We start from the raw sequence: 17,028 nt of genomic DNA on the forward strand, positions 1-17,028 counted from the left end.
GATAGGATTTGAGCTTGGCGTTGGGCGGGATGATGCCGTTGCCCTGCGGGTTGTGGACGCAGACGCCATTTTTGTCGAACCTGAGGCCATGATAGCCGCATTGCATGTCGTCGCCGATGCGCTGGCCGAGCCGCATCGGCGCCAATTTGTGCGGGCAGACGTCGAGCACCGCGACCGGCTCGCCGCTGCTCGCGCGGTAGAACAGGATCGGCTCGTTGAGGATACGGCGCGCGAACGGCGTTTCGCCGAATTCTTCCGCCCAGCCGACGACATACCAGGCGTTCTTGATCAACGGCCGAGTGTACGGGCGCAACTGCTTCGCCGTGGTTGCTTTGCTCGGGTCCATTCGGGTCATGCGCATCCTCCACACCGCGGCCGGAGTCGTCGCAACGACAGATCTGCTGATCTTGCCGTCGCATCGGCCGCAGCGCCCCCTATATCGAGGATCGCGTCGCGCGCCCAGAGCCTCCCGAGCGGCCAGACGATTATTACGGCTCGCATTTCGAACGCCTGCCCGTAGGCAACGGGTCCGGGGAAGCAGCAGCCCTGCACAGCGGTGGTCGAGTGACGCGGTCAGGCGGCGTCGCGCAAATTGCCCTTGAGGAAGATCGCGAGGTTGGCGGCCGACATCGGCCGGCCGATATGATAGCCCTGGGCCGTATCGCAGCCCATCTCCGCCAATGTCGCGAGACAGGCGGCGTCTTCGATGCCCTCAGCGACCACCTTGATCCCCAGCTCGTGCGCCAAGGCGATCGTCGAGCGCACCATGATGGCGTTGCGCGGATCGCTGTTGATCGCCTGGATGAAGCTCTTGTCGACCTTGAGCTCGGTCGCCGGAAGCTTCTGCAAATAACCGAGCGAGGACTGACCGGTGCCATAATCGTCGATCGAAATATTGATGCCGAGCGCCCGCCAGCTTGCGAGCGCGGCGATCGCCGTTTCGGGATTGTTCATCGCCGCCGATTCGGTGACCTCGATCGTCACCCGGTCATTGGGCAATGGCGAATTCTCCAAGGTCTCCCTGACCTGCTCAATGAAGTCCGTGTCGCCGAGCAGGGTCGCCGAGACGTTGACCGCCACGCCGATCGGACGCCCCGCAACCTCCCATCCGACCGCATCCTCGAGTGCACGCACCAGCACGTGGAAGGTAAGGTCGCGTGCCCGGCCATGCTCCTCGACCAGCGGGATGAAATTGTCGGGTGCGATCGGGCCACGCTGGGGATGAAGCCAGCGCACCAGCGCTTCGGCAGCGATGATCTCGCCGCTGACGAGGTCGAGCTGCGGCTGATAGGCGTTCCAGACCTCGCCCGACGCCATCGCCGCGTCGAGTTCGCCGAGCAGCGACAAATGCCAATTGGTCTCGTCGCTGTCGCGGCCGGTGAAGCGTTCCCAGCGCAGGCCCTTGCGCGATGCATGCAAGGCCGCGAGCGACGCATTCGCGACCAGCTGCCTGGGATCAGGCGAACCGCCGTCTTCGTCTTCGGCCGCCGCGTCGGCCATGCCGAGGGTGAGCGCAACGTCGACCAGCCGTCCGCAATCGACCGGCGAGCGCATCACCGAAATGATCGCCTGAAGCCGGTCCTCGAGCGTGGCAGGATCGTCGTCCCGCTCGAGCCAAGCGAGGCTGGCCTCGTCGGTCCGATAGATCGGCGCTTCGCCATTGATGACATGCAGCCGGTCCGCGACCCTCGAAACCAGTTTCGCGGTGTTCTCGGCGCCCAATCCCGATGCGATCGCAGCGAAACGGTCGATGCTCGCGACGACGATCGTGGCAAAGCCGGTCAGGTTCGCCGACTCCTCGAGCGCGGCGAGGTTCGGAAGACCGGTTGCGGCGTCCGTCATCACCCGCGCCCGATAGCGCTCGGCGAGCAAGGCCGCGCTGGCAACGCATGCCGCTGCGGCCAGGGCAGCAGCAGCGGCCGCGATGTCGAACGACAAAGCCGCATATTCTTCGGTGGCAAGCGGCAGCGCGAAGATGAACAGGGTTCCGGCGGCAAATAGGACGCTCCGGCGGGCTCGAGCACCCCGGCGCGCGCAGAGAAGGATGATCAGCAGCGCGAGCGCGAGCGGCAAGGCCGGACCATAATGCTGTGGAATGGCGCCCTCGATCAGCGTTTCCGCCGCCAACGCCTGGATCACCACGCCTGGAAGGACGCCGTAATGGGGAACGACATAGCGATCGCCCATTTCGATCGCGGTCGCGCCGATGATGATGCGCTTGCCGGCAAGCGCGGAAGCCGGAATGCGGCCCGAGATCAGATCGATGAAGCTGTGCCGTGGGATCGAAGACGGATCGATCGCATAATCCACTTCGAAAAGGCGGCCGATCTCGGCTTCGCGCTCGGCCACCATGCTCGCCAACGAGGGCCGCGGCACACCTGCCGTCTCGGCCCCGAGCGGCATATGCCGAACGAGGCCATCGCGGTCTGGAAAGACGGTGACCGCCGCAAGAAAAGCCTTGTCGACAAATGGCTTGGCAGGAATAGAGTCGATGAAGTCCGAGCTTCCGGCGCTCGCCTGCTGGCGAAAGGTGGGAAGGATCACGCTTCCGCCGGCGCGCTCGAGGGCCTGGGCCAGCCGTGCATCCTCGGCGAGTGTGGACGCTGCCGAAAAGTCGACGTCGAACGCGATCGATCGCACCTGCGCCTTGCGCAGGCGGTCGATCGCCTCGGCGTGGTGCCCGCGCGGCCACGGCCATTTGTCGATCGCCGCGAGACTTCGCGCGTCGATCTCGACGATCTGCACTGTCCCACTTGCAGAATGCATGCGAACGGCATCGCGTAACTGCCGGAGAAAGTGATCGAAAGCCTGCCCTGCTCCGGATACCGCCACGAACAAGCCAAACGCCGCGGCCATCATCACCATGATGGCGCGGCGCCTGGCGAGCATTTTCGTGAAAAGCGTCAGTTTCAGCACTGCATCCACGCCTGCTTCAGGATTGCGGCGCGGGTTATCCCCCCGCGCCCGTCGTGCCGGCCACCGGCGTCAAAGGATGTTCACGCAGACGGCGCCGGCGACGCAGAGGCCGTTATCCGCCTTCGCTGCCTCTTTCGCTGCTTCTTCCGCGGCTTTTGCGGCTTCTTCGGCTGCATCTGCAGCTGCCTGTTCGGCTTCCTTGGCAGCTTTTTCCGCTGCCGCGTCGGCGCTTGTGTCAGACCCGTTGCTGCCGCTGCCCGAGTTGCTGCTGCCGCTGCCCGAGTTGTCGCTACCGCTGCCGGAGTTGCCGCTGCCTGAGTTGTCGCTGCCGCTGCCGGAGTTGTCGCTGCCCGAGTTTCCCGGGATCTCGCCGCTGTTGCCCGGCGTCTCGTCGACCTGCCCGGGAGCCTCGCCATTGTTGCCGGGCGTGCCGTCGACCTGGCCGGGGGCCTCGCCGCCCTTACCCGGCGTCACGCCGACCTGACCGGGGGCCTCGCCGCTGTTGCCGGGCCTATCCCCGACCTGGCCGGGAGCATCGCCGCTCTTGCCGGGCGTGTCGCCGACCTGCCCCGGAGCGTCGCCGCTCCTGCCGGGCGTGTCGTTACCCTGGCCGGGAGCCGCGTTGCTGCCGCCTCGTGTATCGCCATCTTGCGAATTGAGGCGGCCGTCCGGGCCGCGCATGTCGTGCACCGCGGCCGCAGCGAATTCCATTGCGAGGTCACCTTCGACCAGCCCGTCCGTGACCGCACCGAGCGATTGCGGATTTTCCGCGATGGCGAAACCGATCGTGAAGGATTGCGTCGCCGGTCCGCTGAAGGCGCCCGTCCCGGATGCCGCAACCGTCGATGTCGCGGACGCGCCTTGCGCCGGCAGAGCGTTGGACGACGTCACGACGCCGCTCGCAGCAGGGCCTTTTTCGGAACGGATGATCTTGCTGCCGTCGCCCTCGATGGTGAGCTGGTAAAGGTCGCTCGCGCCGACGCTGGCGATATCGCCAGGTTCGACGAGATCGGCCGCGCCGCCATCGAGCGTCGACACTTCGACGGCCCCCTCGGTGACTTGCACCGATCCGCCTTCGGGACCAACCGTCACGGTGAAGGTCGTCCCTTTGACCACGGCGGCGAGATAGGGTGTCTGCACCCCGAAATGCGGCGTGCTCTTCTTCTTGATCTTGAACACCGCGGTGCCAAAGTCCTCGATCATCTGCATGACCGTGTTGGGGCTATTGGCTGCCGGCACGCGCAATTGGCTGCCCGGCGAGATCACGACGAATTCCTCACCGCGTACGATCACGGCGCGCGCCCTGGCGCCAGTGGTGATCGTCGAGCCTGAAGCGAGCAATGCGCCACGCACCGCCGCCCGCGATTGGCCGTCATGCGTGAGGCGGACCTCGCCGCTGGCCTCGCTCACTTGCCATTGCAAAGGAGCCGCAATAGAAATCGAGGGAATCGCCAACAATAATGGCGACAAGCCGATGATGATCTTACGCATACCCCATCTCCCCGCAGCAGACACCTGCCGCCGATCTTGAATAGGTGCGAGATGTTGTCATCGTCTCAACAGGGGTGGTTTACGATCTCCTAATCCCCAACGGCGGCTAATCAAAAATTTAACCTGTGATTGGTAAAGGAACGGCAGTCAAAACAATGGTCTGCCAATGCCGCTCGGTCTCCGTTTTCTTTTCATAGCAGTCTCGACGCTGTCGCTGGCCACCCCCGCCGGCGCCAGCCAATCACCGGTCGATAAAGCAAATCCCGCGGTGGTCGTGGAACAATTGCGTCAGAAGGAGCCGGAGCGGCAGAGACAATTGCCTCCGCGCCTCGAGACGACCGCTCCCGCCGCGATCGAGCTGGATCAGGCGGTGGTGGTCGGTGCCATTCGAGTCGAGGGTGCGAGCGTCATCCCGCCCGCGGCTTTCGCACCGATCATCGATAGCTATGTCGGACGGACGCTTTCGTCGGCTGATCTCAAGGCGCTCGTGTCCGACATCGCCGCCGTCACCAGAGCGCGCGGCTACGGCCTCGCCACCGCCTGGATTCCGGCGCAGAAGATCACGAACGGCATCATCCGGGTGATGCTCGACGAAGGACGCATCGACGAGGTGCGCGTAGAGGGCAGCGCATCGGCGGCCGCCACGCGCATGCTGGCCGTGCTGGCGACGGGCGAGCCGGTGACAACGGCCCTGCTCGAGCGTCAGCTGCTGCTTGCGGGTGATCTCGATGGCGTAAAGCTCGGCAAAGCGCGGCTGCAGCGTGTCGACGGACGCCGGCTGCTGATCGTGGCTGCCGAACGCGAGCGTGTGCGCGTCCGGGCGGGGTTCGACAATTGGGGCTCGCACGAAGTGGGCCCCATCCGGGCACGGGTGAGTGCCGACATCAACGGCGTGCTCGCGCATGACGATCGGCTGACGATCGGCGCGAGCCTGACGCCGCTCCAGCCGCGCGAGTTTCAGCTCGTCAACGTCGGCTACGCCAAGGGCATCGGCACCGGCGGGGCCGAAGTGCATGTTTCGGGCTATCACGCCCGCACCCACGCCGGCGGCTCGCTCAAGGGTCGCGACATCGAGGGGCGGAGCAGCTATGCAGAAGTGGGGGTCAGCCACCCATTGCTGCGCACCCGCGCTGCCAGCGTGTGGGCCTATCTCGATTTCGGCATCCTCGATGCCAGCCAGTCGCTGCGCGACATCACCTTCAGGGACGACCGCATCACGGCGCTGTCGGCGTCGCTTTACGGCACCGCTGCAGTCGCATCAGGCCGGCTTCGCACGCGCCTCACCTACAAGAAAGGCCTGAAACTGTTCGACGCCACGACCGGTGGCGACCGCCTTGCGTCGCGGCGCGACGGCAGCGCGATCTTCTCCAAGGTCGAATTCTGGACAGGCTACGAACGCAGCTTAGGCGGAAACTTCAGCCTTGCCCTGCAGGCCGAAGGACAAATTGCCTCCCGCCCCTTGCTCTCGAGCGAGGAGATGGGCCTGGGCGGCCGCTATTTCCTGCGCGGCTATGACTATCTCGAATATTCGGGCGACGATGGCGTCGCCGGTTCGGCCGAGCTGCGCTGGAACGTCCGGCTTCCCAAGGACACGGCGGCACAAATCTATGCCTTTGTGGATGCCGGCGAAGTCGACAATCACCGCCAGGGCTTCGGCTCCGGCTCGCTCGCCTCGGCGGGAGGCGGCGTGCGCGTCGGCTTCGACCGTATCGAAGCCGGGCTCGAGATCGGCGTGCCGCTGCGCGACGGCGCCGCTGCGAAGGATTATGATCCGCGCATTTCCTACACGCTCGCCACCCAATTCTAGCGCGGCCTCGGTCGTCACGCCGCGCGACGTCTTGACGTCATCACCGGGAAGATCACCGACGAGACGGTCTGCGCGACGCCGGGCACGGACCGGTGGCAGCCGAGAAAAGATTCAGAGATGTTCGCAGCAAAGACGGGCAAGTCACTGAAATTACAACGAGCGTTGCAAGCGACTCATCAAGCTGCGGGCCGGGCTGGTGTGCGCATCGATCGATCCGCCGTCATCGAGCCGCTGCACGCGCGCATAAAGCTCACGGCTCGCGTGAACGAGCTGCAACGCGCCCTCGGGCAGCTTTTCGAGAAGTGCCGGATCGCTTTCCACCGCATCGCCCAGACGCCGGGTGGGGCTGACCGCCTCGGCGGCTGTGAGCTCGCCCGCCTGCACCGCGCGCTGGGTCAAAAGCCAGGCGATGACATGCATCAGCCTTGTGGTGACCTTGAGCGACTCGCAGGAAAAGCCGACTCGCACGATCGGATCGAGCGACAAACGCTCGTCGCGGCCGTGGAGATCGAAATAGGCCCGTGCTTCGTCGGCGAGCACCATCGCTTCGACATAGAGCGAATCGACGAGCTTCGAAGTGAGTCGCGAGCCGGTGGAGTCAGTCGACATCGGCAGACGGTGCCACAGACCTGGAGGAAGGTGAACGGCGAAAGAAGGTGAACTCAGGCGATGATGTCCGGAATCAGAGCATCTTCGAGCACCGCGATCTCGTCCTTGAGGCGCAGCTTGCGCTTCTTGAGCCGGGCGAGCTGCAGCTGATCGGGCACCGAGGTGCCGCACAGCACGTCGATCGCCACATCCAGGTCGCGGTGCGCGTCGCGCAACGCCGCGAGGCGCAATGCCGCGCCGTCAGGATTGGACCAATTCACCATGCTCGTGTCGCCTACTCAGCCGCTCCGACCTGCGCTATAAGTAGTTCATCAACGGATCGTCGTACATATCTGGGCGGCTGCCTCGAAGGCTGGAGACAAGATCAAGCGGTGATGTTCTAACGCTTCTACCACCTTGAACCAGAAGGAGTTGGGAATGGAGAACGCGCATTTTTCGGCATTGGCAAACAGACATGCTGGTCTGGACGCTCGCATCAACGAGGAGAATCAGCGGCCGCAGCCGGATCTGGCGACGATTTCCCGTCTCAAGAAAGAGAAGCTCAGGCTGAAGGAAGAAATGTCCCGCATCTGACGGGACCGGTCCCACTGCCAGAGCCTGATCGTTTGAGGTGGAAGCGCTTCGCGCTTCCGCCGAAAGCGTGAATCAGGCTCTTTCAAATGGTTGCGACCTTGATTCACGTTTCAGGCCCAGCCTGAAACGATCAAGGTCTGGGGGGTCGGCGCGCGCTTCAGGACAGCGGCCCAGCCGCTGCGGTCCAACAGTGCCACCTGAAGGGCGCGCCGATGCCGCCCCACCTCAAAACATCGCAGAAGTCGCGGTTTAGAAGATCGGACGCAGCGGCGGCGGAAGCGGCCGGGGCGTCGTGGTGACGGGCTTGCGCGCCAGCTTTGGATCGACCTCGACATCGAACGCGATGCCGATGCGGCCCTGCCCCACCCAGGCGACCTTGCCGGGAACCGAGCCGATGCCGCGCAAGGTGACGACGACCGCATCGCCGGGCACGCTCGCGTCGTGATAATCGGCCATCATGCCGTCCGCCGAGAGGTTGCGCACGCGGACCGGGCTCGGCTCCTCGCCGGTGTCGCCCCGCGGACGGATCGTCGCGGATAGGAAAAGGCTGTCGCGGGCAGCGGTTCTCCGCCCGTCATCGACGTTGTGCGCGCTGCTGTTCAACGGATCAATATCGGCCACGAACCTGTTCCTGCACGATCTAAATCGGCCGGGGCGAACGGCCGTCGCTCGAAAATAGGCGGGAAATGGTCGCGATACGGTTAACGAACGGCCGAAACTTCTACGGCCGCGGCAATTTTATGCCGGTTCAGTCGTCGCGCGAAACGCGCTCCTGGCGCTCGTGCCGCTCCTGAGCCTCGACCGTCATCGTCGCAATTGGCCGAGCCTCGAGCCGGGCGAGCGAGATCGGCTCGCCGGTCACTTCGCAAAAGCCATATTCACCCTGCTCGATGCGGCGCAGCGCCGCGTCGATCTTTGCGATCAGCTTGCGCTGGCGATCGCGGGTGCGAAGCTCGATCGACCAATCGGTCTCGCTCGACGCGCGGTCGGTCAGATCAGCTTCCCGGATGGGACCGCTCTTGAGTTGCGCCATCGTGTCGCGCGACTCGCGGATGATTGCGTCCTTCCACTCCAGCAGCTTCTGGCGGAAATAAGCCAGTTGTGCCGGGTTCATGAACTCCTCGTTCGCGCTCGGCCGGTACGCTGGCGCTTTGCCGCGCCCCGCAAGACTGGAGCTCGAACCATGAACTTCGTTCAATGCCGTCGCCATAACCCCTCCACTCACTACACGCTGGCAACCGCCAGCCGGTAAGTCCTTGCACCCACTTCGTTCCTCGAAATCGGTGCTGCCCCAGGGCGCCTATACTCGCGCGCCAAAGCTAGAACAAGCCATTCAAATCGCGGTTGAAAAAACCGATCTTCTTTTCGGTGGCGGCGTGACATTTATGCCGGTCGCGTGCTGGAAGCGAGGACGGGGGTTTCGGCGTGCGAATCACCCCAGCGCGCCGCCGATCACCGCGCCGCGAAGCAACTTGCCGCGACGAACATGTTCACCTGCGCCAGTCCGTTGTCCACTAATGGGACGAAAGCGGCAGGAACAGCCCGCAAGCGGCCCATTAACCCAAAGAACGTGGTTAACGACATTGCGCTTCGCTCGCGGGTCGGCATCTTCACATCAATTGCCGGGCAAGACTGCGGCGACTGGCTTTTTCCAATCGCAGGTTGCCGGCTTGAAACGGGGTGTTGGTAATGTCCGTCAAAATGGCTCTAGCGAAATTATGCGCCTGCACTTGCGGCGGTGCCGTCATCGGCGGCGGTGCCGTTCACGTGTCTGCAAATCCGAACCCCCGGCCGGCCATCGTCAAGAAGGTCAAGTCCAAGGTTCGCCACCGCGAAGCCTACAAGCCGCATCGGGTCAAGCGCGCCCACGTCGCCAAGACCCAACGCGAGGTGATTCCCGGCACGACCACGACGACTCGGACGGTCACTTACGCGGCTCCCTTGCCGCCCCCTCCCCCCTATGCGGGTGGCAGCGGCGGAGCAGTCGTGATCGGCGGCTCGGGCGGCTTCGGCGGCGGTTTCGGCGGCGGCTTCTTCAGCGGCGGCTTCTTCGGCGGCAGCAGCGGCAATGCCTTCTTCACCGCCTCCAGCTCGACCTCGACCGGCGGCATCTCCTCGACCTCGACTGGCGGCGTCTCCTCGACCTCGTCGGGAAGCTCCGCGTCGAGCAGTTCGGCGAGCAGCGCCAGCTCGAGCGCCAGCAGTGCCAGCTCGAGCGGCTCTTCGGGCAGCAGCTCGTCGGGCGGCAAGCCGCACAAGCCCCCGCATTCATCGAGCGGCTCGAGCGGATCGAGCGGCAGCTCGGGCAGCAGCGCGTCGTCGGGAAGCAGCGCCAGCAGCGGCTCTTCGGCGAGCAGCGGCGGATCGAGCAGCTTCGGCGGCAGCACCAGCACGTCGAGCAGCTCGGCGAGCAGCGCCAGCAGCGCGAGCAGCAGCGCCAGCTCGGGAAGCTCGAGCGGCGGTTCCAGCGGCGGATCGAGCGGCGGCACGCCGGTTCCGGCTCCGCCGATGATCCTCCTGTTCGGTGCCGCGGCGGCCGCACTGGTCGCTCGCCGGAAGCTCGGCAAAGCGGAAGCCTGAAGCGCCTAGATCTTCTGTAAAATGGACTCAATTCGGTTTGATTGAACCGGGCTTGAGTCCAGTTTTTCTTTTATTTCCGTGATTTCCGAGTCGTCAGGTGATTCTACCTGACTTGAAATCACTCCACACAAAGAAAAGGCCGCGTCCCTCGATCGAGGGACGCGGCCTTCGCCTATCAGCAAGTGGCGCTTACTGGCCGGCCGGCGGCGTTGCGGCGGCCGGTGCGCTCGCCGCCCCTGCCGCATTCGCCTTCGCCTCGATGGCCGCCGCGGTCTCGCCGACCAGCGGTCCTTTCGGGCCGCGGCCGAACGCGCTGACCGGAAGCTTGACCGTGCTGTTGGGCAGCTTCACGGTCGCGAATTGGGCGTCGAGCGCCTCGACGGTGCCGACGACGCCGCCCTGCGGATCGTAGACGGTGGCACCGACCGAAACCACCGGCCCTTGTGCAGCGAGCTGCTGGTCGACCTGGGCGTTGAGCTGGGCGCGCGTCAGCGCGAACAGCAGCCCCTTGTCGGTCGGGGTAAACGAGGTCTTCGGGAGCGCGACCTCATGCTTGTCGGTCTTGACGAGCAGATTGGCGCCTTGGATCGCCGTGACCGTGCCGACCTCGCCTCCGGCGGTGTCGACGACCTTCGCGCCGACCGCGACCGCAACCTGAGCACCCGCGGCAGCGGTTTGCGCCGCCGCCGGCACCGCCGCAGCGGCGAGCACGAGCGCGAGAGATGAAAACAATATCCTGCGAGTTGATGGCATGACCACTCCTGACCCGATGAACATCCCTGTCTAGCCGAACCTTATTGGGCGATCAGAATTTTTTCAATCTCCTCGACCGGATGACCGGTCAGATCCTTGGCGATCTCGGCAGTGAGCCGCTTCTCCACTTCCTTGTGATAATGTTTGCGCAACTCGCCCAAGGTGCGCGGCGGCGCCACGATCACCAGCGAATCGAATTCGTTGCGAAGCGCCCGCTGCTTGAGCATCTCGGCGGCCTCGGCGGCGAAACGATCCTCTTCGAGCTGATGAAAGTCGGTCTCGGAATAAGCGTGACGGCCCGGCCCCGCGCTCGAAAACGCGCGACCGGCCTCGTCGGTCTTCTGATCGCGGGTCGCCGGATTTTCGTGCACCTCCTTGCGCTCCACCTCGAGCTTGGGAAATTCACCGTCTCCTTCATTGCGGAAGAACAGCATCTTCTTGCCGTCGGCGACGAGGACAAAGCTGTTGTGGGGCACGTGCATCATGTTCTCCTTACACTGCTCGCCGGTTCGACCGGCGCTTCGGTTTTGCCCCTCAACGCGGCATGACAGCGCAGGTTGCCCCGCTTGCCTCGCTCAGGCGCGCGCGCCATAGCCCCGCCGATGCGGATCCTGCTGACCAACGACGACGGCGTGAACGCGACCGGGCTCAAGATCCTCGAAAAGATCGCGCGCCTCTTCTCGGACGATATCTGGGTCGTCGCCCCGACCGAGGAACAGTCCGGAACCGGCCACTCGCTGACCCTGACCGAGCCTGTCCGGCTGCGCCAGCTCGGCGAGCGCCGCTTCTGCGTGACCGGCACGCCGACCGATTCGGTGATGATGGCGATCGCCCATGTGATGAAGGACCATCGGCCCGATCTCGTGCTGTCCGGCGTCAATCGCGGCGCCAATCTCGGCGAGGACGTGACCTATTCGGGGACCGTCTCCGCGGCGATGGAGGGTGCGCTAGCCGGCATCCCATCGATCGCGCTCAGCCAGGCCTATGCGCGCGAAGGGATGGGCGACAGCGTCCCCTACTCGGCCGCGGAGGCGTGGGGCGAACGGATCCTCGCGCCCCTGCTCGCGACGCCGATGGAGCCGCGGACCCTGATCAACGTCAATTTTCCCGCGCTCGGGCCCGACGAGGTGCGCGGCGTGCGCGTCGCGCAGCAGGGTCTGCGCGATTACGGCCGCCTGCGCATCGTCCAGCGTACCGACACGCGCGGCTATGATTATTTCTGGTTCGGACTCGGCCCGATGATCGAGACGCCGAGCCATTCGACAGATCTCGAGGCGGTCGCCGACGGCTATATCGCCGTCACGCCGCTCCACCTCGACCTGACCCACGTGCCGTCGCTCGAAAGGCTGGCCAAGCTCTATTCGTGACGGCAGCGCCGCGATGACGGCAGTGGGTGAAGGCACGAGCGAGCGCTGACGCTCGGTCGGGACTAGGAAATCCTCGCCCAAACCCCTATCTCGGCGCCACTCATGGCACTTCAGCTCCCTTCACCGCCCAAGGTCGGCATGGTTTCGCTCGGCTGTCCGAAAGCCCTGGTCGATTCCGAACGCATCCTGACCAAGCTGCGCTCGGACGGCTATGCGCTGTCGCCCGATTACGAGGCGGCGGACGTGGTGCTGGTCAACACCTGCGGCTTTCTCGATTCCGCCAAGGAGGAAAGCCTCGCCGCGATCGGCGAGGCGATCGCCGAGAACGGGCGGGTGATCGTCACCGGCTGCATGGGCAAGGAAGCCGAACTGATCCGTGCGCGCTTCCCCGCGGTGCTCGCGATCACCGGCCCGGCGCAATATGAGAGCGTCGTCGGGGCCGTGCACGAAGCCGCGCCGATCCCGCCTTCGGCGTTCCTCAACCTGGTGCCCGAAGCCGGGCTCAAGCTGACGCCGCGCCACTACAGCTATGTGAAGATATCCGAAGGCTGCAACCATCGCTGCAGCTTCTGCATCATTCCCTCGCTGCGTGGCGACCTCGTCAGCCGCAGGCCCGACGCGATCCTGCGCGAGGCCGAGAAACTGGTCGCGGCCGGCACCAGGGAACTGCTCGTCATCAGTCAGGATACATCGGCCTATGGTGTCGATCTGCGCCATGCCGCCTGGCCGTGGAAGGGACGCGAGGTTCGCGCGCATATGACCGATCTCGCCGCCGAGCTCGGCAAGCTGGGGGCGTGGGTGCGCCTCCACTACGTCTACCCCTATCCGCACGTCGACCAGGTGATCCCGCTGATGGCGGAAGGGCTGGTGCTGCCCTATCTCGACATCCCGTTCCAGCACGCCTCGCCTTCGGTGCTGCGCGCGATGAAGCGGCCGGCGAACGATCTCAAGGTGCTCGAGCGGGTCAAGGCCTGGCGCGCGATCTGCCCCGATATCGCGATCCGCTCGACCTTCGTGGTCGGCTTTCCCGGCGAGACCGAAGCCGATTTCGACTATCTGCTCGACTGGCTGGACGAAGCGCAGCTCGACCGGGTCGGTGCGTTCCGTTTCGAGCCGGTGCAGGGCGCTGCCGCGAACGATCTCCCGGGCGCTGTCCCCGATGAGGTCAAGGAGGAGCGCTATGCGCGGCTGATGGCCAAGACGGCCGCCATCTCGACCGCCAAGCTGCTCGCCAAGGTCGGCCGAACACTCGACGTGATCATCGATGTCGCCGACGGCGAGGGCGGCGCGACCGGCCGCTCGAAGGCCGACGCGCCCGAAATCGACGGCGAGGTCCACCTGCGCGACGCCGCGGGGCTCGAGCCCGGCGATATCGTCCCGGTGCTGATCGAGGATGCCGACGAGCATGACCTGTTCGGGGTGCCGCTGAAGGGCTGATCTGCCCAACCGTCTCCCGCACAGTCGCGTCACGTAAAGCCCACTGGCACGATCTCTCGACAGCACCGTCTCAAAGCGGGACCCAGCAGCGATTGCGATACCGCACCCGAAGTGCGAAACTCGCTCTTCTGAAGTGCTTGTTGATCATCTTGCGCATGAGGTCGGTATGAGATTTTCATCGATCGCAATCACGGCTTTCGTCTCGATGGCAGTCGCGAGCCCCCTGCTCGCGCAAAGCTCCATGGTTCCGCGCTCGTACGGGCACGTTCCGAAGGTGAGCGGCGGCAGCGGCGGCGCGCTCGTGTTCCGCCACGCGCCAAGGCGCCATGGCTTCAACCGCAACAGCGGCAATGGCTTCGGCTTTGGCACCGGCTTTGTGTTCGGCGACGCCAAAGGCTTCGGCATAGGCCACGCGGACCGCAACGATGGCTACGACCACCGTTGGCACGGCAGACATTCGGGCCGGCACGGTGATCAAGGAGACGACATAATCGGCTATGGCGGTGGGTATGACGGCTATTACGGCTCTTATGCGAGCACACCCCCTGCCCCAGACCAGTTCGGATTTTTCGGAAACGGCGGCGAAGCGACTTTGGTCAATGGCCGCGCGGTCTACGATTATGATCGTTCCTATCCCTACGAATATTATCGCTCGCCCAGGCGCCAGGAGGCCGCGGCGGACGGCGTGAGCGCCGGGCGCTCGGCACCGGGTTGCGAGACCAAATGGGTTCCCGACGGCCGCGGCGGAGGCGACGTCCCCGTGCGGATCTGCCGGCGCTGATCGCCCTTGGCCGCGGTGCAATGCCGCGGAGATTCCCCGTCGCTCCAAAAACGATTAGGCCTTGAATAGAGCCTGATTCACCCCTTCGGCAGAAGCGCAAAGCGCTTCCACCTCCAACGATCAGGCTTTAGGGCGCTCGGATGACCTCGTTCGCGACGCTCCTCCAGCCCGACAGGGGGCAGCCCGCCCGCTCGATCGATCTTGTCGACAAGAAAGGCTTCGAGGCCTGGCTCAAACATCAGCCGGAGCGGCGCCGCCAGGCTGCGGCCGCGCAAGGCTTCAAGGGCGAGCCCGCGCAACTTGCGATCCTGCCCGGCGAGCGCGGCGACGATTGGGCTGCCGCGGTCGGCATCGCCACGCTTGATGCGCTGAGCCCCTGGTGCCTCGCCAAAGCGGCGGAAGCCCTGCCCGAAGGCGTTTATAGAGTCGCCGGACGCAGTCCCGGGCCGGCGATGCTCGGCTGGCTGCTCGGCCAATATCGGTTCGAACGCTACAAGCAGGAGCCGAGCGTCTCCGGCGCGCGCGTCCTGCTCACCGACGAGCCGGCGCGGATCGACGATGCGATCATGATCGCCGAAGCGACTGCGCTGGTCCGCGATCTGGTCAACATTCCCGCCAACGATCTCGGCCCCGCGGAGCTCGAGGCCGCCGTCGCCGACCTCGCGAGGGAATGTTCGGCTGCCTTTTCATCGACCACGGGCGCCAAGCTCGAGGCGGGCTATCCGCTGGTCGCCGCGGTCGGCCGGGCGGCGACCGCCGAGCGCGCGCCACGGCTGATCGAGCTCGAATGGGGCGACACCAGGCACCCACGAGTCGCGGTGATCGGCAAGGGCGTGTGCTTCGATTCCGGAGGACTCGACATCAAGCCTTCGTCGGGCATGCGGCTGATGAAGAAGGACATGGGCGGCGCCGCGCACGCACTCGCGCTGGCATCACTGATCATCAGGAGCCGCCTCCCTGTCCGTCTCCACCTGCTCATCCCCGCCGTCGAGAATGCCGTGTCCGCCGCCGCGTTCCGGCCAGGCGACATCCTCAAGAGCCGCAAAGGGCTGACGGTGGAGATCGGCAACACCGACGCCGAGGGCCGGCTGGTCCTCGCCGACGCGCTTGCGCGGGCGGCGGAGGCTGGGCCCGAGCTGATCGTCGATTTCGCTACCCTGACCGGCGCCGCGCGAGTCGCGCTCGGCCCCGATCTTCCGGCGCTGTTCGCCAACCAGGATGCGCTCGCCGGCGAGATCGCCGCTGCCGCGGAGAAGGTAGGCGATCCTTTATGGCGGCTGCCGCTGTGGGAACCCTATCGCGAGATGCTGTCCTCCGACGTCGCCGATATCGCCAACGCCTCCGATGCGCCGATGGCAGGATCGGTCACCGCGGCGCTGTTCCTCCAGAAATTCGTTCCCGAAGAATGCGCCTGGGCGCATCTCGACACCTTCGCCTGGCGCGCCGCGGCCAAGCCAGGCCGCCCCAAGGGCGGCGACGCGCTTGGCCTACGCGCAATCTGGGAAATGCTTAACCAGCGTTACCGCGGCGAAAGTTTTGCGTCGAAATCTCAATAGCTAACGAAACGAAAACCGTGCTGACTGGTTCTAGCCCCGTAACATTGGGGGCTCGAGATTGGAGAAGGCACCAGTGTCCGAACGCGCCCTGAAGTCTTGGATGACCGCCCTGATCAGCTACGTGAGGTCGGGCCAGCCCGACCTGACCAACCGCCAGATGGCGTTGATGCTGCTCGTCTATCTCACCCCGGGACCGCACACCGTGCGCGGCTTGGCGAACATATTGGGGGTATCGAAGCCGGTGATCACGCGCGCCTTGAACACGCTCGGTACGCTGGGCTATCTGCGGCGCGTTCGCGACGAGGCTGATCGGCGCAACGTCTTCGTCGCGAAAACGAGTATCGGGCAGGAGTTCCTTGAAAGCTTCGAGCGTAATATCGAGGAGGAAAGCTCCCCCCAAAAGCCGGCCAAGGATCGCGGGTTCATCCTGCAGCACGGTTGAACGCTTTGGGCTGACCGGCCCGTCGATCACGCTCGATCCGCGGTTCGACGCCTATCGGACCGACCTGGCGGATATCGCGCTTGCCGGCCGCGTCCTTGCGCCCCGTTATGTCCGCCCGGTGATCTATCGGTGCGGCGACGAGCCGCTTGCCGCGCATCAGGAGGAGTCCGAAGCGTCGGAGGCGCTTTACGAGCTATGTCCCGGCGAGGCGTTCGCGGTCCTCGACATGGGCAAGATCTGGTCGTGGGGCTACCGTTGCTCCGATCACCGGGTCGGCTACGTCGCGACCGCAAAGCTTTTGACCGACGCCTGAGCGGCGTCGGGGCCGGCTACATCTCGCCCCGCTGGCGGCGGAGCGCATACCAATTGGCGCGGTTGCGATTGTGCTCGGCCAAGGTCGCTGCGAAGACATGGCCGCCGGTGCCGTCGGCGACGAAGTAGAGCGCTTCGGTCGGCGCCGGATCGAGCACCGCCGCGATCGATTCGCGCCCCGGATTGGCGATCGGCCCGACGGGAAGCCCCGCCATCGCATAAGTATTGTAGCCGTTGCGGGTGCGCAGCTCCGAAAGCAGGATGCGGCGCCCGAGCGGCTTGCCCTTGGTCACCGGATAGATGACGGTCGGATCGGCATCGAGCTTCATCCCCTGGCGGAGCCGGTTGGAATAGACGCCGGCGACCATCCGCCGCTCGGACGGCTTGCCGGTCTCCTTCTCGAC

19 protein-coding genes are annotated in these 17,028 nt (G+C 65.2%); 8 read left to right on the forward strand and 11 right to left on the reverse strand.

Annotated elements, in window-relative coordinates; translation table 11 throughout:
• From V6M48_RS06585 to V6M48_RS06595, 3 genes are all read right to left on the reverse strand, one after another.
• The coding region (locus tag V6M48_RS06585) for a Rieske 2Fe-2S domain-containing protein (RefSeq protein WP_332811736.1) at positions 1-355 on the reverse strand (355 nt) is incomplete at its 3' end.
• Positions 356-573: 218 nt separating this feature from the next.
• The gene (locus tag V6M48_RS06590) at positions 574-2,889 is read right to left on the reverse strand and encodes a putative bifunctional diguanylate cyclase/phosphodiesterase (RefSeq protein ID WP_332811754.1); all 2,316 of its coding nucleotides are present in this window, start codon (positions 2,887-2,889) and stop codon (positions 574-576) included.
• Between the two features lie 96 nt (positions 2,890-2,985).
• Positions 2,986-4,407 carry a FecR domain-containing protein gene (locus V6M48_RS06595; protein WP_332811737.1) on the reverse strand — a complete coding sequence of 474 codons (1,422 nt, stop codon included), beginning with the start codon at positions 4,405-4,407 and terminating at the stop codon, positions 2,986-2,988.
• A gap of 316 nt (positions 4,408-4,723) precedes the next feature.
• Between V6M48_RS06595 and V6M48_RS06600 the strand changes: the two genes are divergently transcribed.
• Positions 4,724-6,214, forward strand: a complete 1,491-nt coding sequence (locus tag V6M48_RS06600; RefSeq protein WP_332811738.1) for a ShlB/FhaC/HecB family hemolysin secretion/activation protein — start codon at positions 4,724-4,726, stop codon at positions 6,212-6,214.
• A 150-nt stretch (positions 6,215-6,364) separates the two neighbouring features.
• Here V6M48_RS06600 and V6M48_RS06605 read toward each other — a convergent pair whose 3' ends face one another.
• Positions 6,365-6,823, reverse strand: a complete 459-nt coding sequence (locus V6M48_RS06605; protein ID WP_332811739.1) for a DUF1465 family protein — start codon at positions 6,821-6,823, stop codon at positions 6,365-6,367.
• A gap of 53 nt (positions 6,824-6,876) precedes the next feature.
• Entirely contained in the window at positions 6,877-7,086 is a 210-nt protein-coding gene (locus V6M48_RS06610; RefSeq protein WP_332811740.1) for a YdcH family protein, read from the reverse strand.
• A gap of 154 nt (positions 7,087-7,240) precedes the next feature.
• On the opposite strand from V6M48_RS06610, the gene V6M48_RS06615 reads away from it, so the two are divergent.
• Positions 7,241-7,396: a YdcH family protein gene (locus V6M48_RS06615; RefSeq protein WP_332811741.1), complete on the forward strand. Its 156-nt coding sequence runs from the start codon at positions 7,241-7,243 to the stop codon at positions 7,394-7,396.
• A gap of 249 nt (positions 7,397-7,645) precedes the next feature.
• On the opposite strand, the gene V6M48_RS06620 is transcribed toward V6M48_RS06615, so the two are convergent.
• From V6M48_RS06620 to V6M48_RS06640, 5 genes are all read right to left on the reverse strand, one after another.
• Positions 7,646-8,017 carry a PilZ domain-containing protein gene (locus V6M48_RS06620; protein WP_332811742.1) on the reverse strand — a complete coding sequence of 124 codons (372 nt, stop codon included), beginning with the start codon at positions 8,015-8,017 and terminating at the stop codon, positions 7,646-7,648.
• A 127-nt stretch (positions 8,018-8,144) separates the two neighbouring features.
• A complete protein-coding gene (gene dksA, locus V6M48_RS06625) occupies positions 8,145-8,606 on the reverse strand; it encodes an RNA polymerase-binding protein DksA (RefSeq protein ID WP_332811743.1) in 462 nt (153 codons plus the stop codon).
• A gap of 748 nt (positions 8,607-9,354) precedes the next feature.
• A complete protein-coding gene (locus V6M48_RS06630; protein ID WP_332811744.1) occupies positions 9,355-9,963 on the reverse strand; it encodes a hypothetical protein in 609 nt (202 codons plus the stop codon).
• Positions 9,964-10,165: 202 nt separating this feature from the next.
• Positions 10,166-10,729 carry a hypothetical protein gene (locus V6M48_RS06635; protein ID WP_332811745.1) on the reverse strand — a complete coding sequence of 188 codons (564 nt, stop codon included), beginning with the start codon at positions 10,727-10,729 and terminating at the stop codon, positions 10,166-10,168.
• 41 nt (positions 10,730-10,770) lie between these two features.
• Positions 10,771-11,211 carry a host attachment family protein gene (locus tag V6M48_RS06640; RefSeq protein WP_332811746.1) on the reverse strand — a complete coding sequence of 147 codons (441 nt, stop codon included), beginning with the start codon at positions 11,209-11,211 and terminating at the stop codon, positions 10,771-10,773.
• Positions 11,212-11,331: 120 nt separating this feature from the next.
• Here V6M48_RS06640 and surE point away from each other — a divergent pair, with 120 nt between their 5' ends.
• From surE to V6M48_RS06670, 6 genes are all read left to right on the forward strand, one after another.
• A complete protein-coding gene (gene surE, locus V6M48_RS06645; RefSeq protein ID WP_332811747.1) occupies positions 11,332-12,096 on the forward strand; it encodes a 5'/3'-nucleotidase SurE in 765 nt (254 codons plus the stop codon).
• Positions 12,097-12,198: 102 nt separating this feature from the next.
• Entirely contained in the window at positions 12,199-13,533 is a 1,335-nt protein-coding gene (gene rimO / locus V6M48_RS06650) for a 30S ribosomal protein S12 methylthiotransferase RimO (protein ID WP_332811748.1), read from the forward strand.
• A gap of 166 nt (positions 13,534-13,699) precedes the next feature.
• Positions 13,700-14,314 (forward strand): hypothetical protein, encoded by a 615-nt coding sequence (locus V6M48_RS06655; RefSeq protein ID WP_332811749.1) that lies wholly within the window; start codon positions 13,700-13,702, stop codon positions 14,312-14,314.
• Between the two features lie 140 nt (positions 14,315-14,454).
• Entirely contained in the window at positions 14,455-15,870 is a 1,416-nt protein-coding gene (locus V6M48_RS06660; RefSeq protein WP_332811750.1) for a leucyl aminopeptidase family protein, read from the forward strand.
• Positions 15,871-15,970: 100 nt separating this feature from the next.
• Positions 15,971-16,312 (forward strand): MarR family transcriptional regulator, encoded by a 342-nt coding sequence (locus V6M48_RS06665; protein WP_332811751.1) that lies wholly within the window; start codon positions 15,971-15,973, stop codon positions 16,310-16,312.
• A gap of 118 nt (positions 16,313-16,430) precedes the next feature.
• The gene (locus V6M48_RS06670) at positions 16,431-16,625 is read left to right on the forward strand and encodes a hypothetical protein (protein WP_332811752.1); all 195 of its coding nucleotides are present in this window, start codon (positions 16,431-16,433) and stop codon (positions 16,623-16,625) included.
• 16 nt (positions 16,626-16,641) lie between these two features.
• Here V6M48_RS06670 and mltG read toward each other — a convergent pair.
• A partial coding sequence (gene mltG / locus V6M48_RS06675) for an endolytic transglycosylase MltG (protein WP_332811753.1) occupies positions 16,642-17,028 on the reverse strand: 387 nt, incomplete at its 5' end.

Source organism: Sphingomonas sp., assembly GCF_036677245.1.
Lineage (GTDB): Bacteria > Pseudomonadota > Alphaproteobacteria > Sphingomonadales > Sphingomonadaceae > Allosphingosinicella.